Source organism: Streptomyces sp. NBC_00028 (assembly GCF_045041065.1).
Lineage (GTDB): Bacteria > Actinomycetota > Actinomycetes > Streptomycetales > Streptomycetaceae > Streptomyces.
In genome coordinates this window covers 3,759,088-3,780,348 of sequence record NZ_CP108293.1, presented here as the reverse complement: position 1 = coordinate 3,780,348, position 21,261 = coordinate 3,759,088, and the positions used below count along the sequence as shown (strand labels likewise).

20 protein-coding genes are annotated in these 21,261 nt (G+C 71.9%); 13 read left to right on the top strand and 7 right to left on the bottom strand.

All coding sequences use genetic code 11. The features are described from left to right. Positions 1 to 18 precede the first annotated feature (18 nt). Positions 19 to 1,377 carry an APC family permease gene (locus OG885_RS16580; RefSeq protein ID WP_405731754.1) on the bottom strand — a complete coding sequence of 453 codons (1,359 nt, stop codon included), beginning with the start codon at positions 1,375 to 1,377 and terminating at the stop codon, positions 19 to 21. A gap of 105 nt (positions 1,378 to 1,482) precedes the next feature. Here OG885_RS16580 and OG885_RS16575 point away from each other — a divergent pair, with 105 nt between their 5' ends. Together OG885_RS16575 and ppgK are read left to right on the top strand one after the other, a co-directional pair. After that, positions 1,483 to 2,493: a 4-hydroxy-3-methylbut-2-enyl diphosphate reductase gene (locus tag OG885_RS16575; RefSeq protein ID WP_405731751.1), complete on the top strand. Its 1,011-nt coding sequence runs from the start codon at positions 1,483 to 1,485 to the stop codon at positions 2,491 to 2,493. Between the two features lie 29 nt (positions 2,494 to 2,522). Continuing rightward, positions 2,523 to 3,266, top strand: coding sequence for a polyphosphate--glucose phosphotransferase (gene ppgK, locus OG885_RS16570; RefSeq protein ID WP_405731748.1), 744 nt, complete (start codon positions 2,523 to 2,525; stop codon positions 3,264 to 3,266). 1 nt (position 3,267) lies between these two features. On the opposite strand, the gene OG885_RS16565 is transcribed toward ppgK, so the two are convergent. Then, a complete protein-coding gene (locus OG885_RS16565; RefSeq protein WP_405731745.1) occupies positions 3,268 to 3,807 on the bottom strand; it encodes a DUF6542 domain-containing protein in 540 nt (179 codons plus the stop codon). Between the two features lie 165 nt (positions 3,808 to 3,972). Between OG885_RS16565 and ychF the strand changes: the two genes are divergently transcribed. Continuing rightward, positions 3,973 to 5,061 (top strand): redox-regulated ATPase YchF, encoded by a 1,089-nt coding sequence (gene ychF, locus OG885_RS16560; protein WP_405731742.1) that lies wholly within the window; start codon positions 3,973 to 3,975, stop codon positions 5,059 to 5,061. An 81-nt stretch (positions 5,062 to 5,142) separates the two neighbouring features. On the opposite strand, the gene OG885_RS16555 is transcribed toward ychF, so the two are convergent. Continuing rightward, positions 5,143 to 5,523: a nuclear transport factor 2 family protein gene (locus OG885_RS16555; RefSeq protein WP_405731739.1), complete on the bottom strand. Its 381-nt coding sequence runs from the start codon at positions 5,521 to 5,523 to the stop codon at positions 5,143 to 5,145. 31 nt (positions 5,524 to 5,554) lie between these two features. Then, positions 5,555 to 6,316: a nuclear transport factor 2 family protein gene (locus tag OG885_RS16550; protein WP_405731736.1), complete on the bottom strand. Its 762-nt coding sequence runs from the start codon at positions 6,314 to 6,316 to the stop codon at positions 5,555 to 5,557. A 155-nt stretch (positions 6,317 to 6,471) separates the two neighbouring features. Here OG885_RS16550 and OG885_RS16545 point away from each other — a divergent pair, with 155 nt between their 5' ends. Next, positions 6,472 to 7,362, top strand: coding sequence for a helix-turn-helix domain-containing protein (locus OG885_RS16545; RefSeq protein ID WP_405731733.1), 891 nt, complete (start codon positions 6,472 to 6,474; stop codon positions 7,360 to 7,362). Positions 7,363 to 7,396: 34 nt separating this feature from the next. On the opposite strand, the gene OG885_RS16540 is transcribed toward OG885_RS16545, so the two are convergent. Next, the gene (locus OG885_RS16540; protein WP_405731730.1) at positions 7,397 to 8,308 is read right to left on the bottom strand and encodes a LysR family transcriptional regulator; all 912 of its coding nucleotides are present in this window, start codon (positions 8,306 to 8,308) and stop codon (positions 7,397 to 7,399) included. Between the two features lie 92 nt (positions 8,309 to 8,400). Here OG885_RS16540 and OG885_RS16535 point away from each other — a divergent pair, with 92 nt between their 5' ends. Beyond that, positions 8,401 to 9,231, top strand: a complete 831-nt coding sequence (locus OG885_RS16535; RefSeq protein ID WP_405731727.1) for an oxidoreductase — start codon at positions 8,401 to 8,403, stop codon at positions 9,229 to 9,231. A gap of 448 nt (positions 9,232 to 9,679) precedes the next feature. Here the strand turns inward: OG885_RS16535 and OG885_RS16530 are convergent, their stop codons facing one another. Further along, positions 9,680 to 10,903: a serpin family protein gene (locus OG885_RS16530; RefSeq protein WP_405731724.1), complete on the bottom strand. Its 1,224-nt coding sequence runs from the start codon at positions 10,901 to 10,903 to the stop codon at positions 9,680 to 9,682. Positions 10,904 to 10,990: 87 nt separating this feature from the next. Between OG885_RS16530 and OG885_RS16525 the strand changes: the two genes are divergently transcribed. The 6 genes from OG885_RS16525 to OG885_RS16500 all read left to right on the top strand — a co-directional run bounded on the left by OG885_RS16525 (position 10,991) and on the right by OG885_RS16500 (position 17,449). Next, positions 10,991 to 12,145: a DUF4190 domain-containing protein gene (locus OG885_RS16525; RefSeq protein ID WP_405731721.1), complete on the top strand. Its 1,155-nt coding sequence runs from the start codon at positions 10,991 to 10,993 to the stop codon at positions 12,143 to 12,145. Positions 12,146 to 12,292: 147 nt separating this feature from the next. Further along, positions 12,293 to 13,045, top strand: a complete 753-nt coding sequence (locus OG885_RS16520) for a GntR family transcriptional regulator (protein ID WP_399948710.1) — start codon at positions 12,293 to 12,295, stop codon at positions 13,043 to 13,045. Positions 13,046 to 13,342: 297 nt separating this feature from the next. Next, a complete protein-coding gene (locus OG885_RS16515; RefSeq protein WP_059192548.1) occupies positions 13,343 to 13,537 on the top strand; it encodes an SPOR domain-containing protein in 195 nt (64 codons plus the stop codon). A 9-nt stretch (positions 13,538 to 13,546) separates the two neighbouring features. Further along, on the top strand, positions 13,547 to 13,948 hold the full coding sequence (locus tag OG885_RS16510) for a (deoxy)nucleoside triphosphate pyrophosphohydrolase (protein ID WP_405731717.1): 402 nt from the start codon (positions 13,547 to 13,549) through the stop codon (positions 13,946 to 13,948). A 198-nt stretch (positions 13,949 to 14,146) separates the two neighbouring features. After that, positions 14,147 to 14,572, top strand: a complete 426-nt coding sequence (locus tag OG885_RS16505; RefSeq protein WP_405731714.1) for an ATP-binding protein — start codon at positions 14,147 to 14,149, stop codon at positions 14,570 to 14,572. 273 nt (positions 14,573 to 14,845) lie between these two features. Continuing rightward, positions 14,846 to 17,449, top strand: coding sequence for a SpoIIE family protein phosphatase (locus OG885_RS16500; RefSeq protein ID WP_405731712.1), 2,604 nt, complete (start codon positions 14,846 to 14,848; stop codon positions 17,447 to 17,449). A 56-nt stretch (positions 17,450 to 17,505) separates the two neighbouring features. On the opposite strand, the gene OG885_RS16495 is transcribed toward OG885_RS16500, so the two are convergent. Further along, positions 17,506 to 19,050, bottom strand: coding sequence for a hypothetical protein (locus OG885_RS16495; RefSeq protein ID WP_405731709.1), 1,545 nt, complete (start codon positions 19,048 to 19,050; stop codon positions 17,506 to 17,508). Between the two features lie 59 nt (positions 19,051 to 19,109). On the opposite strand from OG885_RS16495, the gene OG885_RS16490 reads away from it, so the two are divergent. After that, a complete protein-coding gene (locus OG885_RS16490) occupies positions 19,110 to 20,216 on the top strand; it encodes a hypothetical protein (protein WP_405731706.1) in 1,107 nt (368 codons plus the stop codon). A gap of 79 nt (positions 20,217 to 20,295) precedes the next feature. Continuing rightward, positions 20,296 to 21,258, top strand: coding sequence for a phosphotransferase family protein (locus OG885_RS16485; protein ID WP_405731703.1), 963 nt, complete (start codon positions 20,296 to 20,298; stop codon positions 21,256 to 21,258). The last annotated feature ends 3 nt before the right edge of the window (positions 21,259 to 21,261 follow it).

The following is a 21,261-nucleotide window of genomic DNA, read 5'->3' as shown; positions in this document are numbered from 1 at the left end:
CGTGTTCCGCCGCCCCCGTCACGCCCGTCCTCGCTGCCCCACCAACACCGCCACCCCCACCACGAACCACACCGCCCCCACCACCTGCGCCGCCCCCGACGCCTCCACGATCACCGCGACCGTGATCACCGCGCCCACCACGGGCATCAGCACATGGCGCCACCAGCTCACCGGGCCCCCGGCCCGCCGCACCGCGAACCAGCCCACCACGCTCGCGTGCAGCAATGTGAACGCCACCAGCGCGCCGATGTCGACCACCGAGACCAGGTGGTCCATCCCGTCGTCCCGGCGGGCCGCCCACACGGCCGCGACCAGCGTGATCAGGGCCGCGCAGAGGAGAGCCACGCGCGGTACGCCGGACTCCGTCCGCGCCAGCGCCCGCGGCAACCGCCGGTCCCGGCCCATCGCGAACAGCAGCCGTCCCGCCGCCGCCTGCCCCGCCAGCGCCGCGAACGCGGCGCCGACGGCCTTGCTGACGGCCACCAGGTCGTGCAGCCAGGTCCCCACCGACACGTCGACGGCGTCGTAGAACGCGGACCCCTGCCTGCCCGGGTCGGCGGCCAGTTCGGCGGAGCTGACCGGCTCCAGGAGCGCCACCAGATACGTCTGCGCCACGAACAGCACACCCGCCAGCGCCAGACAGAACAGCACCGCCCGCGCGACCTTCTCCGAGCCGCCCGTGACCTCCTCCGCGAAGGTCGCGATCGCGTCGAAGCCCAGATACGAGAGGACCGCCACCGACACGGCGCCGATCACCGCCGTCAGCGCGAACGCCCCTTGCGTGCCGTCCCCGGACAGCGGTGACAGCCAGCCCCGTTCCGCGCCGTCGCGCGAGAGGACGACGGCCGCGGAGACCACGAAGACCAGCAGGACCACGATCTCCAGCGCCAGCACCAGGAAGCCGACCCGGGCCGCGGCCCGTACGCCCCACAGGTTCAGCAGGGTCGTGACGACGACGGCGAGGGCCGTCCACACCCAGCGCGAGACCTCCGGGACCAGCGCGTTCATCGCGATCCCGGAGAACAGGTAGGCGACCGCGGGGATCAGCAGATAGTCCAGCATCGCCATCCACCCGGCGATGAACCCGACCTCCTTGCCGAGCGCCACGCGCGCGTAGGCGTACACCGAGCCCGCGCGGGGGACCACCCGCACCATCTGCGCATAACTGAAGGCGGTGAACGCCATCGCCACCGTGGCCACGAGGTAGACCAGCGCGACCGCCCCGTGCGACCTGGCGTCGAGCGTGCCGAACACGCCGACGGGCGCCATGGGGGCGATGAAAAGCAGGCCGTAGACCACCAGATCCCGGAAACCGAGACTGCGCCGCAGGTCGTCGCCCGCCTCGGGCGCTCGGTTCGCCGTGCCGGTCTCGGACATCGATGCCTCCGCCAGTCGCCTGTCGTCGCGCGGGCCCCGCCCTTCACACTTCCCGGCCAGTCTCGCGGTCCACGCGATCTTTGACCCGTCGGGCGCGGCCTTACGATGGGACGCATGACTGCTTCGCCTGGCCGCCGTGTCCTGCTCGCCGCCCCCCGGGGCTACTGCGCGGGTGTGGACCGCGCCGTGATCGCCGTCGAGAAAGCCCTGGAGCAGTACGGCGCTCCGGTGTACGTCCGGCACGAGATCGTCCACAACAAGTACGTCGTGCAGACCCTGGAGAAGAAGGGTGCCGTCTTCGTCGAGCGGACGGAGGAGGTCCCGCCGGGCAACATCGTCATGTTCTCGGCGCACGGCGTCGCCCCCGTCGTCCACGAAGAGGCCGCGCGCGGACAGCTCGCCACCATCGACGCGACCTGCCCGCTGGTCACCAAGGTCCACAAGGAAGCCGTCCGCTTCGCCAACGAGGACTACGACATCCTCCTCATCGGCCACGAGGGCCACGAAGAGGTCATCGGCACCTCCGGCGAGGCCCCCGACCACATCACGATCGTCGACGGCCCGGAAGACGTCGCCAAGGTCGAGGTCCGCGACGAGTCGAAGATCGTCTGGCTCTCCCAGACGACCCTGTCCGTCGACGAGACGATGGAGACGGTCGACGCCCTCAAGGAGAAGTTCCCGCAGCTCATCTCCCCGCCCAGCGACGACATCTGCTACGCCACGCAGAACCGTCAGCTCGCGGTGAAGCAGATGGGCGCGGAGGCCGAGCTGGTCATCGTGGTCGGCTCCCGCAACTCCTCCAACTCCGTGCGGCTCGTCGAGGTCGCCAAGCTGGCGGGCGCCCGCGAGGCGTACCTGGTCGACTTCGCGAGCGAGATCGACGAGGCTTGGCTGGAGGGCGTGACGACGGTCGGTGTCACCTCCGGCGCGTCCGTGCCCGAGGTCCTCGTCGAAGAGGTCCTGGAGTACCTCGCCCAGCGTGGCTACGGCGACGTCGAGCTGGTCAAGGCGGCCGAGGAGTCCATCACCTTCTCGCTCCCCAAGGAACTGCGCCGCGATCTGCGCGAGGAGGCCGCGGCCCTGGTCGCGGAGCGCAAGGGCACCTCGGGGGAGTGACTGTCCGTCGTCCGTCGTAACGTAGGGCCATGCAGATCTTCGGTGTGGACATCGGCGGATCCGGGATCAAGGGCGCCCCTGTCGACTTGGCCAGGGGCGACCTCGCCCAGGAGCGGTGCAAGGTGCTCACCCCGCATCCGGCGACGCCGGACGCGGTGGCGGACGGCGTGAAGGAGGTCGTCGACCACTTCGGGTGGACGGGACCGGTCGGGCTGACCTTCCCGGGCGTGGTCACCGGCGGTGCCACGATCCGTACGGCGGCCAATGTCGACAAGGGCTGGATCGACACGGACGCGCGCGCGTTGTTCAGCGAGCGGCTCGGCGGGCTGCCGGTGACGGTGGTCAACGACGCGGACGCGGCGGGCGTCGCCGAGATGGAGTTCGGCGCCGGTCACGGACGCGGGGGCACCGTCATCCTGCTGACCTTCGGCACCGGCATCGGCAGCGCCCTCTTCGTCGACGGCGTCCTCGTCCCCAACACCGAGCTGGGCCACCTCGAACTGCACGGCCACGACGCGGAGAAGCGCGCTTCCAGCAAGGCTCGCGAGGACGGCGAGCTGACGTGGGAGCACTGGGCGCGCCGCGTCCAGAAGTACCTCGCCCATGTCGAGATGCTCTTCTCGCCCGAGCTGTTCGTCATCGGCGGCGGCGTCAGCCGCAAGGCGGAGAAGTTCCTGCCCCACATCGAGGGCATCAAGGCGGAGATCGTCCCGGCGCAGCTGCAGAACAACGCGGGGATCGTGGGAGCGGCGATGCGGGCGGCGAAGCAGTAGCTCACCCGGGACGGCGGCTCGCCCGGCGCCGGCGGTTCATCAGCCGGACCTTGCGTACGGTCACGATCAGACCGGCGACGAGCGTCCCGCCGTACAGCCATCCGGCCTCGGTGGCGAGCGCCGTCACCAGGCCCATCAGCCGGGCGCCGAGCCCGTCCCCGCCCTCGGTGACGGGTACGACGCCCACGGCGAAGGCGATCGGGACCACCACGGGCGCGGTGACCAGGTCGCCCCGCCGCACCCAGACGGCGGTCAGCACGCACACCGGCAGGAACAGCACGCCGTACGCCGTCAGCGACCCGAAGGTCAGGGCGTCCAGGCAGCCGAGCAGCAGCATCGTCGCGATGCAGAACAGACCGCCGCCGAGTCCGGTGAGCCGCGGGTTGGGAAAGCGTCGTACGGACTGCACGGCCGGGGGAGCGGGCCGCCGTACGGCCGCCGGACGGGCCGGGGGACGCCCGCCGCGGGCCGCCTGCGGGGGCAGGGAAGCCGTCTCGCGCCGTGCTCGGATGTGCGGGGGTCGCGTCCTGTGTTGCTCCACTGGACCAACTTAGGACGGTTTATATGCAGAATCGCCCCTCAGACACGCCGAGGGATCGTCCTTGGCCAAGTGTTCGACGCGTCGCGAGGGCGGCGCCGGGCACGCCGTAGACTGGTGGATCGGCCCTCTGAAGTCCCCCTCCTCTCATATACGGGAAGTCGCAACGTGTCGCTCACGATCGGAATCGTCGGTCTGCCGAATGTCGGCAAGTCGACCCTGTTCAACGCCCTGACCAAGAACGACGTGCTCGCGGCCAACTACCCGTTCGCCACGATCGAGCCGAACGTCGGCGTGGTCGGCGTCCCGGACCCGCGCCTCACGAAACTGGCCGAGATCTTCTCCTCCCAGAAGATCCTTCCGGCGACCGTCGACTTCGTCGACATCGCGGGCATCGTGCGCGGCGCCTCCGAGGGCGAGGGCCTGGGCAACAAGTTCCTCGCGAACATCCGTGAGTCGGACGCGATCTGCCAGGTCATCCGTGCCTTCAAGGACGAGAACGTCGTGCACGTGGACGGCAAGGTCTCGCCCAAGGACGACATCGAGACGATCAACACCGAGCTGATCCTCGCCGACCTCCAGACCATCGAGAAGGTCCTGCCGCGCCTCCAGAAGGAGTCGCGGATCAAGAAGGACATCGCTCCGAAGGTGGCGGCGGTCGAGGCGGCCAAGGAGATCCTGGAGAAGGGCGACACGCTGTTCTCGCAGGGCATCGTCCAGGGCGGCGAGCGCGCGGAGCTCCTCCACGACCTGCACCTGCTCACCGCCAAGCCCTTCCTCTACGTCTTCAACGTCGACGAGGACGAGCTGACCGACGACTCCTTCAAGGACGAGCAGCGCGCCCTGGTCGCCCCCGCCGAGGCGATCTTCCTCAACGCCAAGCTGGAGCAGGACCTCGCCGAGCTCGACGAGGAGGACGCGATGGAGCTGCTGGAGTCGGTGGGCGCCGAGGAGCCGGGCCTGGCCACCCTCGCCCGCGTCGGCTTCAACACCCTCGGCCTGCAGACCTACCTCACGGCCGGCCCGAAGGAATCCCGCGCCTGGACCATCAAGAAGGGCGCCACGGCCCCCGAGGCCGCCGGTGTGATCCACACCGACTTCCAGAAGGGCTTCATCAAGGCGGAGGTCATCTCCTTCGCCGACCTGGTCGAGACCGGCTCGGTCGCCGAGGCCCGCGCCAAGGGCAAGGCGCGCATGGAGGGCAAGGAGTACGTCATGCAGGACGGGGACGTGGTGGAGTTCCGCTTCAACGTCTAGCGGACACGGACACGGACACGGACACCGACAGGCCGACAAGGGCCCGGCTCTTCGGAGTCGGGCCCCTGGTCGTTCCCGGGCTCAGAACATGGTGTTGTCGTTCTGGGAGGTCGGCGGGATGACCTGGAGGACGTCCCAGTGTTCGACGATCCTGCCGGTGGCGTCGAAGCGGAAGATGTCGATGCCCGCGTACTCCTCGTCGGGCCAGACCTGGTGGCAGTGCAGGACGACGTGGTCGCCCTCGGCGAAGGCGCGCCTGAACTCGACGCGTTTGCCCGGGTACTCGGCGGCCATGCGGTCGAAGTAGTCGACGAACGCCTGCTTGCCGTCGGCGACGTGCGGGTTGTGCTGGGTGTAGGTGTCGCCGGCGTAGCGCGCGATGGCCTCGGCGGGGCGGCACTGGTTGAACATCAGGTCGTAGAACGCCTGGGCCGTGGCTTTGTTCTTCTCCGGGTCGCTCATGCTGTCACCGTACTTTCGCGAAGGGGCCGGGTCAGAACAGGCCGTTGGGGTGCGGGAGCTCGGCCGGGACCGGGGTGATGACGTCCCAGTGCTCCACGATCCTGCCGTCCTGGACGCGGAAGAGGTCGTAGTAGGCGACGGGGACACCGAACTCGCCCTCGGACTGGAGCAGGACGAGATCACCCTCGGCGACGACCCGGTGGACGGTCCTGTAGACGAGGTTCCTGCCCTGCTCGGCCCACCGCGCGGCGGCGGCGCCGAAGCCGTCGAGGCCGTCGGCCGCCTCCGGGTTGTGCTGGTGGTAGGTCTCGGTGGAGATGTAGTCGGTCAGCACCGAGTAGTCGGCGCCCTTGAGGACCTTCTCGGCGAACTCCAGGACCAGCGCGCGGTTGGCCTCGGTCCGGTCCAGGTCGGCCGGGTCGGTGGGGCCGTCGGTCTGGGAGCGCCCGGAGACGGTGTCCGCGATCAGCGGGGTCAGCGCGTCCCAGTGCTCGGCGAGCCTGCCGTCGCCGTCGACACGGAAGATGTCGAAGCCGACCAGCGGATCCGGGCCGAAGCCGTGGTACGTGCCGTGCAGGGCGACCAGGTCGCCGTCGGCGATCACCCGGGCGCCCTCGTAACGGAAGCCCTCCGGCAGACCGGCGACCAGCCCGCGCAGTGCCTCGGGCCCGTCGGCGGCGAGGGCGCTGTGCTGGCGGTAGCCGGCGGCGACCCAGCGGTCCACCGCGCTCGGATCCCGCTTGCCGAACAGCTCGCCGGCGGCGGTCAGGACGGTGTGCTTGGCGTTGCTCATGGCGGGTACTCCTTGCGGGGTGGGGAGGGTGTGAGGGTCGGGGGCACACGGAGAGCCGGATGTCTGCTTTCTGACACCGGCTCCGCGCCGGACGGGCTGACATCTCCAAGCTAGAGGCGATTACCAGGCCCAATCGGATACGCTCGTGACTCGCTATGGTCAGAATGCGACACGACGCCGATCGCGGTATCCCGGAGATCTCCTTCGCCGCGCCCGCCGGAACCCCCGCCGGCGTGGAAGTGCTGCGCCTCGCCGACCTGCGCCACCGAATGCCCGTCGAGCGGCTCACGGCTCCCCGGCGACCCGACTTCCACCACCTGGTCACCCTCTCGTCCGGCACCCTGCGGCACACGGTCGACTTCACCGCGTACGCCCTCGAACCCGGCGCCTGGCTGTGGGTCCGCCCCGGCCAGGTCCACCAGTGGGGCGACCTCACCCACGCCGACGGCACCCTGATCCTGTTCCGGCAGGAGTTCCTCGACCCGGCCACCGCCGCCGGTGCCCGTACGGAGGACCGGCACGCCATGGTCCTGCGCCGCCCGCTGCCCGACGACGAGGCGGCCCTGCGGCTCGCCGCCGACCACCTCACCACCGAGTTCCACGCCCTCGGCCGGCTGCCCCTGGAGATCCACACCGCGGCCCTGCGCCATCTGCTCGCGGTCCTCGTGCTGCGCCTGGCCCACCTCACCGAGCCCGCCGGCCGCCCCGCACCCGAACCCGACGCCACCTACCTGCGCTTCCGTGACGCCGTGGAACAGGACTTCACCCGCACCCGACGCGTCGAGGACTACGCCCGCGCGCTCGGCTACTCGACCCGCACCCTCTCCCGCGCCACCCTCGCCGCCGCGGGACTCGGCGCCAAGGAGTTCATCGACCGCCGTGTCGTGCTTGAGGCCAAACGCCTGCTGGCGCACGGCGACCGGACCGCGACGAGCATCGCCGGCCACCTCGGCTTCGCCAGCGCGACCCACTTCAGCAAGTACTTCCACCAACGCACCGGACAGACCCCGATCGCCTTCCGGGATACCGTCCGGAACCCGGGCTGAGACCGACCGGGTCTGCCTGCCCATGTCTGCCATGTCACCCAGAGCGCTCCGCCACCCCCCGCCCCGCCTCCGCATAGGCCCGTACCAGCGCCCTCCGCTCGCCCCTCCGCCACGCCAGCGCGTACCGGCTGGGTGACACGCCGCGCACCGGCCGGGTCACCACCCCGCCCAGGGTGATCAGGGGCGCGTTGCCCGTGGCCACGAGGCAGATGCCGAGGCCGGCCACCAGGGCCTCGTACGTCTCCTCCGTACCGGCGATCTCCGCGCCGACGCGGGCCGGGCGGCCGGCGCGGGAGTCGAGGGCGAGCCAGTGGTCGCGCAGCGGGCCGGCGCTCTCGGGCAGGGCGAGGAACGGTTCGTCGGCCAGGTCGGCGAAGTCGATCTCCGTGCGGGAGGCCAGCGGATGGCTCTCCGGGAGGGCGATCAGCCGGGGTTCCTCGGCGACCACCGTCCACGCGTAGCGCTCCGCGTCCGGCAACGGCAGCCAGACGAAGGCGACATCGACGTCTCCGGCGGCCAGCCCCGCCGTCGGGTCCTCCCAGCTCACCTGCCGCAGCCGTACCGTCGCCTCCGGATGGGCGGCGGTGAAACGGGAGCGGATCGCCGGCAACAGCCCGCCGCGCCCGGGGCTGGTGCTCATCCCGACGGTGAGCGTGCTCCGCCCCGCCGTGCGGACCGCGTCCAGCGCCGCCGCCCCCTCCGCCCATCCGTCCAACACCCTCCGGGCATACGGCAACAGCGCCTCGCCCGCCGCGGTGAGCGCCACGCCGTGCCGGTCGCGCCGGAACAGTTCGGCGTCCAACTGCCGCTCAAGGGACCGCACTTGCTTGCTCAGCGCGGGCTGGGACACGTACAGCCGCTCGGCGGCCCGGGTGAAGTGCAGCTCCTCGGCCACCGTGAGGAAGTAGCGCAGGTCCCGCAGATGCACATCGGTCGTCATGCCCATCGGTTATCACCACGGGTCTTGGACGGGCAACCGTCCACCGCAGCAAGCTGGTGCACGGAAGACGGACCCACAAGAGTGTGACGGGAGCGGTCATGAACAAGGTGTGGCTCATCACCGGCGCGAGCAGCGGATTCGGGCGGGCGATCGCCGAGGCGGCCCTCGCCGACGGTGACGTGGTCGTGGGCGCCGCCCGTCGACCCGAGGCGCTGGACGACCTGGTGGCCGCCCACCCCGACCAGGTGGAGGCGCTGCGCCTGGACGTCGCCGACACGGCGGCGGCCGAGGCGGCGGTACGGGACGTGGTGGCCCGGCACGGCCGGATCGACGTCCTGGTCAACAACGCGGGCCGCACTCACGTCGGTGCCTTCGAGGAGACCGGCGAGGACGAGCTGCGGGCGTTGTTCGACGTGCATGTCTTCGGGCCTGCGGCCCTGGTGCGGGCCGTCCTGCCGGCCATGCGGGAGCGCCGCTCGGGCGCGATCGTGCAGCTGAGCAGCATGGGCGGGCAGATGTCCTTCGCGGGCTTCTCGGCGTACAGCGGTACGAAGTTCGCGCTGGAGGGGATGTCCGAGGCGCTCGCGGACGAGGTCGCCGAGTTCGGGATCAAGGTGCTGATCGTCGAGCCGGGGGCGTTCCGGACCGGGCTGTTCGAGAAGGACCGGGCGGGCGTCAGCACCGACAGCGGCGTCTACCCCAAGGTCAGCGCCACCCGCGGCTTCGTCGCCGACGGCGGCGGCACCCAGCCAGGCGACCCGGCCAAGGCGGCCGCCCTGATCCTGGCCGCCCTCCGCTCCGACCGCACTCCGCTCCGCCTCCCGCTCGGCGACGACGGTGTCACCGCGGTCCTCGGCCACCTCGACCAGGTCCGCGAGGACATCACGCCGTGGGAGAAGGACGCACGGGCGACGGCGTTCGACGCCTAGGGTCTGTCCGGCGGATCATGCCGCAGACGCGGGGTCTGGCACGGGCCTGCGGCGTTGTCGTCCGTTGCCGACTCCCCCGCTCTCGGCTGCGCTCGAGCGGGAGGGCCCCATCGCGTCGCCGCCCTCCTCCGCCTTGCATTCCGACGCTCCCCCACGCTCGAACAACCTCGCGCGGGGGCACCCCCATCGCCCCCGCTCACCTGAGTCGATGAGGCGCCGCGGCTTTCCTGCGACCTGATCCGCCGGACAGGCCCTGGCCGAGGTTCGTGTCCTCGCGGAAAGGCGTCGGGTCGGTGATCCAGCCCGCCGCGAGGGCCAGCCGGGACGCGCGGTGGACGGCGAGGAAGCCGAAGGGGAGGTGGCACAGGCCCGCTTCGACTCGTGGCCCGGCTCGGGTTCCCAGTCCCGGGCCGCGCCCGTCGCCCCGCGTTGACCGCGTCGATCACCCTCAGAAGTCCTCGTCGTCCTCGTCGTATGCGGGGTATTCGGGCTCTTCGGGATACTCCGCCGGCTCCGTGACCCAGCCCGCCGACAGCACGAGCCGTGAGTGGCGGTGGACGGCGAGGAAGCCGAAGGGGCGGTCGAAGCGGGCGTCGACCCGGGTGGTGATCCAGCGGAGTTCGGGGATGCCGGCCCCGGCCGCGCCGAACGCCGTCACCGCGCCGGCGCGGAACCCCAGGGCGGTGAACCGGGCCATGGCGGTCTGCTTGGCCGACTCGACGGCCAGGGGAGTGCCGGCGCTGATGCCGGGGAAGTGGCCCCTGCCCGTGTCCATGGCCGTCGTGAGACCGAACAGCCGGTGAAGTTCGAGGAGGTCGTGCAGGGCGTCGACGTCGAAGCCCACCGTCGCCACGTGCAGTGTCGGCGGCTCGGGCCGCGCCGCCCGCACCTTCACCACGCTCAGCCCCGGCCCCACCTCTCCGTAGGGCAGCCGCGGGCCCGGCAGGACGCTCACCCTCCGCGCGAGGACGTCCACCCCGGCCCCCAGGACCTGACCCGGCGTCATCCCCTCCTCCCCGAGCAGCAGACGTACGTCGATCGCGTTGTCGCCGTGGACCTTCAGCTCGGTGACATGCCCGGCCGGAGTGTCCGCGACGCCGATCCGGTCGAGCAGGGCGCTGCTGCGGTGCAGCCCGGCCAGCTTCCGGTCCGCCCACGGTCCCGTCCGCGGCCACATCGGCCAGTCCTCGAACCGGCTCAGCCACTGCGTCCGCAGCGCCAGCGCACTCGCGAGCACCATTTCGGTGTCCCGGGTCACCCGCACGGGCATCTTCTCGATCAGCCCGTCCGTCCGCTTCGCCGCCCACGCGTCCAGCGCCGCCTGGTCGGCGGCCTCGTCCCCCGTCAGCACGCCGTGCGCCGCCGCCGGCAGCCCCGCCTCCCACCGCTCCCGCAGCTCCAGCGTCCGCCCGGTCCACAGCCCGAGGGCCGAGTCGAGGCCCCGCATCCGCCCCATGGCACCCAGCAACTCCCGCGCGGCGCCCGCCGATTCCGCCGCCGGCATCCCGACGGCCTCGGCCAGCTCCGCCCGGGCCGCGCCCGCCGCCCCGTCCGCCAGAAACGCCAGCAGCGGCCAGACTCCCGCCGCCGAGAAGACCGTCCCGCCGTCCGAGACCCCGGCCCACCGCGCGGTCAGCCCGTTGACCGCCTGAATCGTGGCATTCGTGACCACCGTTCCGCCCCCGCTCACCCTGCGCTTACCATGCGCCCAGTCGTACGACAGTTCGCCACCCCAGTCCGAACCAGGAGCACGGTACCCGTGTCCATACCTCCGCCTCCCGGCCCCCACCAGCCCCAGGGGCCCTACCCGCCGGGTCCCTTCACCCCGCCCGGACCCTGGGGCTACGGCTACGGCGGTTACGCGCAGCCGGTGCCGGTCAACGGCGTCGCCATCGCCGCCCTGGTGCTCGGCATCCTCTGCTTCCTGCCGGCCGTCGGTCTGGTCCTCGGCCTGATCGCGCTCGCGCAGATCAAGCGGAAGGGTGAGCGCGGCAAGGGCATGGCGATCGCCGGGGCCGTGCTGTCCACCGTCGGGCTCGTGCTGTGGACGGTGTCGCTGTCGACCGGCGTCGCCTCCGACGTCGTCGACGGCTTCAAGGACGCCGCGCGGGGTGAGGGCACCGCCTACGCGCTCGCCAAGGGCGACTGCTTCGACTCGGGCACCGGATCCCTCCAGGGCGACGCGTACGACGTCGACGAGGTGCCCTGCTCCCGCGCCCACCACGGAGAGGTGTTCGCCGTCGTCACGCTGCCCTCGGGTTCGTTCCCCGGCGACGACGAGGTCACCGATCTCGCGGACGACAAGTGCTACGCGCTCCAGGAGGACTACGCGATGGACGCGTGGGCCGTACCGGAGAACGTGGACGTGTACTACCTGGTGCCGTCCGAGGACAGCTGGACCTTCGGCGACCGTGAGATCACCTGTGTCTTCGGTGACGTCGACGAGAAGAAGAGCCTGACGGGCTCGCTGCGCAACGACGCCACGACCCTCGACGCGGACCAGATCGCCTTCCTGGAGTCGGCCAACGCCCTTGACCGGGTGCTGTACGAGGAGCCCGAGGACTACGCCGAGGACGACCTCCCGGCGAACCGCGCGTGGGCCGCCGACGTCGACAAGGCCCTCGGTGAGCAGGCGAAGGCGCTGCGCGGCCACTCCTGGACCGGCGCCGACGAGAAGGCCGTCGCCGACCTCGCCGCCGACATGGAGGCCGCGCGCAAGGAGTGGGCGAAGGCCGCCGCCGCGAAGAACGTCGACTCGTACTACGTCCACTACGACGCCGGGTACGAGTTCGTGGACGGAGACACCACGGTCACCGCACGCAAGGCTCTGGGCCTGGCCACCACGGTGCCCTCGTACGACGAGGACTACGAGGGCGGAGGCGGCGGCGGGGACGCGGGCAACCTCGATGTGTGATCGCCGCTATAGCGGGGAGAAAGTGCCTGCGTAAAGCCTGAGGCGGGCACATGTCACTACATCGAGTGATTCTCTGGCCTTTGCTTGCACGGCTCAACCCACGGTTGCCACGCTGTTGCTGTCTGTACAACCTGATGGGAGCGGCCAGTGACTTTCGGTGAGCAGCCGGCGTATCTGCGTGTCGCGGGTGATCTCCGCAAGAAGATCGTCGACGGTTCGCTGCCCCCGCACACACGGCTGCCCTCCCAGGCCAGAATCCGCGAGGAGTACGGCGTCTCGGACACCGTCGCCCTGGAGGCCCGCAAGGTGCTGATGGCCGAGGGGCTGGTGGAGGGGCGTTCCGGCTCCGGGACCTATGTCCGCGAGCGGCCCGTGCCCCGCCGGGTGGCCCGCTCCGGGTTCCGTCCGGACGGCCTGGCCACACCGTTCCGCCAGGAGCAGGCCGACGGCGAGGCGCGCGGCACCTGGGAGTCCAGCAGCCGGCAGGCCGAGGCCAGTGTCGCCGTCGCCGAGCGGCTCGCGATCCGCCCCGGCGACCGCGTGATGTGCACCAAGTACGTCTACCGGGACAACGGCGAGCCGATGATGCTCTCCACCTCCTGGGAGCCCCTCGCCGTCACCGGCCGCACCCCCGTGATGCTGCCCGAGGAGGGCCCGCTCGGCGGCATGGGTGTCGTCGAGCGCATGGCGGCCATCGACGTGATCGTGGACAACGTCACCGAGGAGGTCGGCGCCCGCCCCGGCCTCGCCGAGGAACTCCTCGCCCTGGGTGGCGTCCCCGGCCATGTCGTCGTGGTCGTCCACCGGACGTTCTACGCCTCCGGCCGCCCGGTCGAGACGGCCGACGTGGTCATCCCGGCCGACCGCTACCGGGTCGCGTACCACCTTCCGGTGAAGTAGCGCACACCTTTACGGCCGTTGCCCCGGACGCCGGGTCAACGGCCGCCCTTTCGAACGGCGTTGGATTCTGGCCGTTCTCGCAGGTGGCCCCGTGCGCGCGGACACGCCTCTGACCGGACGCATCAACGCCCGCGCACGGCGCGTTCGATGCCGCACGCCCCCCTCGTTCTGGCCGGTTGCGTACCTCTTTGTGAAAAGGCGTATTCGCTGCGTAAAGGTTAGGCGTAGGCTCGGGCATATGCGGATTGCGGTTTCCTTAGCGGGCGGAGCGTTGTCGGGAAGGAGCAGTGGGGGGCGATGAACGACAGCACGATCACTCTTCCCTGGCTCGTCATACGACAGGACGACAACGGCAACCGCTACCGCGTGGGCCGCTACGCCACCCGAGCCGAGGCCCAGAAGATCGCCGACAGCCTCGACGACCGCGGACACAAGCAGCTGTACTGGGTCGAGCGCATCGGCCAGAACGGCGAGGCCACCCGCAACGCGTAGGCTCCCCGCATGAGCGAACGCACGGTGGTGGTAGGAGCCGCCCTCCTCGACACCGGCCGCCTCCTCGCCGCCCGCCGCAGCGCCCCGCCCGACCTGGCGGGCCGCTGGGAACTCCCGGGCGGCAAGGTGGAACCGGGCGAGACTCCGGAAGCGGCCCTGGCGCGAGAGCTCCGCGAGGAACTGGGGGTGGAGGTCGAGGTCGAGGACCGCGTGCCGGGGGAGTGGCCCCTTCGAGCTCCCTACGTCCTCCAGGTCTGGACGGCCCACTTGCTCCCTGGCTCTCCCGACCCCAAGCCCCTACAGGACCACGACGAACTCCGCTGGCTGAGCCCCGCCGAGCTGTGGGACGTGCCGTGGCTGGACCAGGACATCCCGGCGGTTCGGGAAGTGGCGACCAGGTTGCTCACCTAGGGGCGCGGGGCTGTGTCGATACGCGGCTACCGCCGCGTGGGCGCGATCAGCCCCCACACACCCGCACCCGCCCCACAACCCGAGCCCCCCGAGCTCCTAGGCGCCCCCCATACCCCCGTTCGCACCACAGCGCGCCCCACCACACGGTAATCCCCACCGGATATCGGGTATGTGCCCATTAACCCCACGAAACCGGACATGGGTGTGGCCTGGGAAGTGATCGGCGTGATCGACACCGAAGGCGACTGCGCCGAGTGGTCGTTCCCCGCGGACCCCGGCGCCGTGCGCGCCGCCCGCGGAGCCGTCCGCGGGCGACTGCGCGAGTGGGGCCTCGACAGTCTGGCCGACATCACGGCCCTGCTGGTGAGCGAACTGGTGACGAACTCCCTGCGGCACGCCACCGGCCCGATCGGTGTACGCCTCGTCCGCCCCACCGGCCTCGATGACGTCCTGCTGGTGGAGGTCTCCGACCCGCTCCCCGACCCGCCCCGCGAGCGCGTCGCGCGTCCTGAGGACGAGAGCGGACGGGGTCTTCAGCTGGTCGCCCTCTCCTCGCGTCGCTGGGGTACCCGCCCCGGCGTGGCCGGAAAGACGGTGTGGTTCGAGCTCGCGGTGCCGCCGTGAACGCGGCGGTGCATCGGGGGCGTACGGGCTGTACGCGTGCGCCCGCGCTGTCCACCGACAGGTTCAGGCCACTGACGGTTGTCGGAGTACGTGATTCGACTGTGTGTTGGCTGGTTAGAAGACTGGAAGTGTTGTCGCGGTGCGGTCCAAAAAACGCTGGGACCGTGCTGTGATCGTGAACACCGTGTTGTGCGGCGCCGTAGTGCTGGATACTGCGGGCAGCCGCTGCCGGTGACCGGTGCCGGACGCGGTGAGCTGGAGGGGACGGTTCGCGTGAGCGAGATACCAGCGAAGGCCACGGAGTCCGAGGACCCGTCGGACGGCGCGAGGTCACAGGCCGCGGCTGACGCCGTGGCCCCGCAGGGTGACGCCATGTGGCAGAGCAGTCCGCCCGGCTCGATCTACGACTACATCAAGGTCGCCTCGTTCTCCATCGGTCCCGACGGGCTGGTCGACCAGTGGAGCCTGCGGGCCGAGCAGGTCTTCGGCATCGCCGCCGCGCAGGCGGTCGGCATGGACCCCATCGAGGCGTTCATCGACCCGGACCGGCGCGAGCTCGGCCAGCGCAAGATGGCCGAGATCCTCGACGGCCGTGAGTGGACCGGCGTCGTCCCCTTCCGCGCCCCGGACACCGAGGACGGCACCCCGGGGGCGGAGGGCCTCGCCGAGGTCTATGTCATGCCGACCCGGACCGAGGACGGCGAGAAGGCCGCCGTCTGCATCGTGGTCGACGTCCGCACCCTGCGCAGCATCGAGACCGACCTCGCCGCCTCGCAGTCGATTTTCGGTCAATCTCCCTTCGGCTTCCTGCTGATCGACCTCGATCTGCGGGTGCGCCGCGCCAACCAGCGGTTCGCCACCGTGTTCGGCGGGACACCGGACGACCACCGGGGCAGGGGGGTGCACGACTATCTCCCGCGCCCCGAGGCCGAGCGGGTCACGGCCACCCTCCGCCGTGTCCTGGAGACCGGCGACTCCATCACGGACATGCACGTCACCGGCTTCGTACCGGGCTCCGAGGAGCGCCGGCACTGGTCGGTCAACCTCTACCGGGTGCACAGCGGCTCCGGCCGCCCCATCGGCATCGCCTGGCTCGCCATCGACATCACGGCCCGCCGGCAGGCCGCCCGGGAAGCCGCCGCCGCCCGGCGCAATCTCGCCCTCCTGAACGAGGCCGGCGCGCGGATCGGCAACTCCCTCGACCTGGAGACCACGGCCCGCGAACTCCTCGACGTCGTCGTCCCCGGCTTCTGCGACCTGGCGACCGTCGACCTCTACCAGGGCCTCCTGGCCGGCGACGAGACCCCGCCGGGCCTGGCCGACGGCAGCGCGCAACTGCGCCGGGTCGCCTTCGCCAGCGCCGTCTCCGACGCACCCTTCATCGGCGCGGGCCCGCCCATAGCGGTCGGCGCCGTCCACCACTACCCCTTCAACTCGCCCTGCGCGGACGCCCTGCGCACCGCCCGCCCGCAGTACATCCCGGCCGAGGAGGGCGGCCTCGTGCAGTCCACGCTCGCCGTGCCGATGGTCGCCCACGACACCGTCGTAGGCCTCGCGCAGTTCGCGCGGACCAAGGGCAGCGAGCCGTTCGGGGACCGGGACCGGGAGCTGGCGGTCGAGCTGGCGGCGCGGGCCGCGGTCTGTATCGACAACGCGCGGCTGTACCGGCGGGAGCACGAACGCGCGTTGATGCTCCAGCGGTCCCTGCTGCCGCCCGGCGACCCGGTCGCCTCCGGCCTCGACATCGCCTGCCGCTACCGGCCGGGCAACTCCTCCTCCGACCGGCCCAGCGAGGTCGGTGGCGACTGGTTCGACGTCATCGAACTGCCCGGGCACCGTACGGCGTTGGTGGTCGGGGACGTCATGGGGCGCGGGCTGCGCGCCGCCGTGGCGATGGGGGAACTCCGCTCCGCCGTCCGCACCCTGGCCCTTCTCGACCTCGAACCGGCGGAAGTGCTCAGCGCGTTGGACGAGATCGCGCGGGGGCTCGGCGCGCCCGGCGGCGTCCAGCAGGCCACCCGGGCCGCCCGCCGGCCCCGTGAGGCCGACCTGTCGGAGGTGTACCTGGCGACCTGTGTGTACGCCGTCTACGACTCGGTGACACGCAGGTGCACCTTCGCCAACGCCGGTCATCTGCCGCCCGTCCTGGTGGAACCCGGTGAGGCGGCGCTGATGCTCGACGTGCCGCCCGGCATGCCGCTCGGCGTCGGCGGGGAGCCCTTCGAGGAGGTCGAGGTCGAACTGCCCGAAGGCGCCCTGCTCGCGCTCTACACGGATGGACTGGTCGAAAGCCGCGATCACCCCCTCGACGAGGGTCTGCAAGCCTTCGTGGGCGCGCTGACCGACCCGACCCTCCCCCTGGAGGACGTCTGCGACCACGTCCTCAACACCCTCGACACCCATCACGGCGAGGACGACATCGCCCTGCTGATGGCCCGCGTCCAGGGCCTGCCCGCCGACTCCGTAGGCGACTGGACCCTGCCGCGCGAGCCGCGCAGCGTGGGCCGGGCGCGGGAGTACGCGCGCGGGCGGCTGCTCAGCTGGGACCTGGAGCCCCTGGTCGACACCACGGAGCTGCTGGTCAGCGAGCTGGTGACCAATGCCCTCAGATACGGCGAGGGCGAGATCCGGTTGCGGCTCCTCCTCGACCGCACCCTGGTCTGCGAGGTCTGGGACTCCGGCCTGGTCCAGCCGCGCCGCCGCCGCGCCCGCGACACCGACGAGGGCGGCCGGGGCCTGCAACTGGTCGGCCTGCTCAGCGCGGCCTGGGGCTCACGCCGTACGCCGCGCGGGAAGACGGTGTGGTTCGAACTGCCGCTGCCGGACGGCGAGACGGGGCTGACGGACCCGGCGGAGGCGTTGCTGAGCCTGTTCTAGAGGCCTGCGCGCCTGCGCCAGAAGTCCGTTCCAGACGCCCGCCCCAGGAGTCGGTTTTAGGCGCGGCGCCCCCGGCCGCGTGGGCCGCCGAAGCTGGCCGCCGCTCCGCCGTCCAGCAGGATGCCGCCGAGCACCGCCCCGGCGCCCCCGCTCTCGTGCTCGGTTGCCCCGGCGACGGGGTTGCCGTGCATGCGGACGTCCTGCTCGGCCAGCTCACGGGCCGCCACGGCGAGCGCGTCGGCGGCCACCGGGTCCGCGGCGAGCAGCCGAGCCGCCTCCGCCAGCCGGGTGCGGGCCGTGGCACCCACCGCGCCCCGGTGCGTGGCGACGAAGTCGTCCGCACCCGCGACCGAGGCCCGCCCGACCAGCGCCGCGGCGGCCCCCAGCACCCCGGCCGTCGGCTCCGCGGCGAGCGGCGCGACCGCCCGCACGATCCGGCGCAGGGCGTCGAGCGGATCGTACGGAGCGCTGCCCGCCACCTCGTCCCGTACGAAGGCCAGCACGTTGTCGGCGTGCAGGATCCGCGCCCGCAGCTCGCCGACGGGCGTCTCGGCACCGCTGTTCCGCAACCGGGCGAGTTCCGTCTCCGCACCGGTCAGCGCGGCCGGCAGCAGGGCGGCGGCCCCGGACAGCTCCGTGTCGAGGCGTTCGACCGCGTGGAGGAAGACGGCGGCCTGGGCGATCGCGCCCTCGGCGGCGCGCAGATGCACGGCGGCGCGGTCATGAGCGGCGAGGTCGGTGGCCTGGCGGGCCTGGTTGAGCCGGAGGGTGGCGAAGACGAGCCGGTCCTTGGCCTGCTCGACGTACCCGGTGACCGCGCCGACGGCGGCGGAGCCGTACCGGGCGGCCGGCCCGGTGAGCAGGGCGTCGACGGCCTGGGTGCGTCCGGTGAGCGCCCGGAACCGGGTCTCCGCGAGCCCCAGCGCGTCGCCCGCGCCCTGTTCCAGGCCGCGCAGCTGGTCGACGCCGGCGGCGGCCTCGTCCAGCCGTCGCCCGGCCTCCTCGCAGCGGCCGACGATCCCGGCGAGCGCGTGCTGCCGGGCCGCGGCCTCCTCCGGTACGCCGTCGTCGTATTGCTGCCGCATCCGGAAGGCGGCCGCCAGCTCGGCCTCGGCGTCCCGCACGGCGAGCACCCAGGGCTCCACCGCGCTCTGTCCGAACCGGGCCTCGACGAAGCCGAGCTCCTCCCGGCTGGTGCGGACGCTGTCGTCGGCGGCCACCAGCAGGGCCCGGGCCCGCTCGTCCCGTTCGGTGGGCGGAGGCGGTGCCGAGAGCGGGGTGGGGACGCCGCCGGGGGTGGTCCGGGTGCGGGCCCGCCGGGTGCGCCGTACGTACGCGTACCCCGCGACCAGGACCGTGGCGCCCACCGCCACGAGCGGCAGCACGAGGTCGGCGGCCGACGACCCGTCCGCGTCCGGTGCGCCGGACCGGACGGCGGCCTGTGCGCGCTTGTCCGCAACCGGAGCACGGTCGTCGATCGTCATCCCCGGCAGCACCAGCCACATCACGCCGATCAGCGCACCCAGCAAGGTGTGCAGCACGCGCGCGGATATGTGCGAGGCCGCGCGCCGCGGCCGGCCCCGGATCAAGGATGACGTCACATTTCGGAGCGTATGAGCAGGAATGCGGGGACGCGACCGGGAGGGGGAGCGAGGACGGCATGGCAGTGAGCGCCGAGAACGAGCCCGAGCGGGAGGCTGAGAAGGGGCCTGAGGGGGAGCCTGAGAAGGGGCCTGCGAGGGAGCCGTCTCGGCCCCGGTGGTTCCGCCGCCGCTGGTTCCGGTGGACGGTCGTCGGGCTCGTCTGCGCCTTCCTCGTCCCCGTTCTCGCCGCCGCCCTCGCCCTCCGCCTCAACTACACCGGCGACCTCGCGGAGGGCACCCGCACCAGGAACCGCGACGCCCTGTGGCTCGGTCACGCCTGGGTGGACGGCCGCAAGACCGACGCGGATGTCACCGCGCTCGCCGCCCGCCTGAAGACCACCGGCATCCGTGACCTCTACGTCCACGCGGGACCGCTGGAACATGACGGAACGCTGCCGGCATCGTCGTACCCGAGAGCCCGCGCCTTCCTCGAAGCCGTCCACCGGGCGGCCCCCGGCGTCCGCGTCCAGGCCTGGCTCGGCGACAAGCTGGCGAGCGAGGAACCCGACGGACTGCACCTGGAGCGCGCGGCGACCAGGGCGGCCGTGGTCCGCTCCACCCGCGAGATCCTCGCCACCGGGTTCGACGGCGCCCACTTCGACCTGGAGCCCCTCCACTCCGGCGACCAGGACTATCTCGGCCTCCTCGACCGCCTGCACGAGGTCACGCGGGCCCAGGGCGTTCCGCTCTCCGTCGCCGCCCACCAGATCGACCCGCTGCCGGCCCTGCACTCCGTCGCGGGCGCGCTCACCGGGCACCCCAAGTGGTGGTCGCAGGAGTACTTCGGGCAGGTCGCGCGGCGGGTCGACCAGATCGCGGTGATGTCGTACGACACCGCCATGCCGCTGGAGAGCCTGTACGGCGGTTACGTCGCCCAGCAGACCTCGCTCGCCCTGGAGGTCACCCCGCCCACCACCGACCTCCTCATGGGCCTGCCCTTCTTCCACGAGAACGACATCGGCCACCACGCCGGCGCCGAGACCGTCGCGGCGGCCGTCCGTGGCGTACGGCTCGGCCTGTCCCGCACCGACGCCGACCGCGCCCGCTTCGGGGTCGCCCTGTACGTCGACTTCGCGGCGACGGAGGGCGACTGGACGGCGTACCGGAAGGCCTGGGTGCGCTGAAAGTACGGTGGCGACCAGCGGGGCCGGGTGCGCTGAAATACGGCTGCGGTCGGTGGCGCCGGATGCCAGGATCGGGCGGATGACCGCCACCCGCAGGGCCCTCACCCGCGAAGACCTCGTCCCGCTCGCCCGTGCCGCCGTCGGCGGTGGCCGGGTCCTCGCCGACGCCACGCGGCTGCGCGGCGGCACCAAGAAGGGCGTCTACCGGCTCACCTTCGACGACGGCTTCAGCGCGGTCGCGTATGTCTGGTCGCCGGACGAGGACTACTGGGACGCGGGCCCCTCCGACCTCCGCGACCCCTTCTCCCACGGCAACTCCCTCGACCTGTTCCTCGCCGCGCACGACCGCCTGGCCGCCGCGGGTGTGCGTACGCCGCGACTGCTGCATGCCGACACCGAGAACCGTCAGGCGGTCGTCGAGGACCTCCCCGGGGGCAGTCTGGAAGCCGCGCTGCCCCGCGAACCTGCCCTCATGGACCGGTTGGCCGCCCTCCTCGACACCCTGCACGCCCACCCGGGGCCACGCTTCGGCAAGGTCGCTCTCGTCGACAACGGCGGCTCCTCGTACGGGCCTTCCTGCGAGCGGCGGGTCCTGGAGGGTGCCCTGCGGGACATCGAGGAGGCCGCCGGGCGGGAGCCGCGTATCGCCGACGTACGGGAGCAACTCGCCGATCGGCTGCGGGCGTTGGCGGAGAGGGTTCGTCCGCGTGATCGGCACGCCCTCATCCATGGTGAACTCGGCCCGGATCATGTGCTGTTGACCCGGGACGGCGACCTCGCTCTCATCGACGTCGAAGGGCTGCTCTACTTCGACGTGGAGTGGGAGCACGTCTTCCTGGAACTCCGGTTCGGGGAGCGGTACGACGTCCTGCGCTGCCCCGGCCTCGACGAGGACCGGCTCGCGCTCTACCGGCTCGCCATGCATCTGTCCCTGGTCGCCGGGCCGTTGCGGCTGCTCGACGGGGACTTTCCCTTTACCGAACCCATGCGTGCCATTGCCGAGCACAACCTGGTGCGCGTCCTGGAGCTGGTGGGACGATGATCG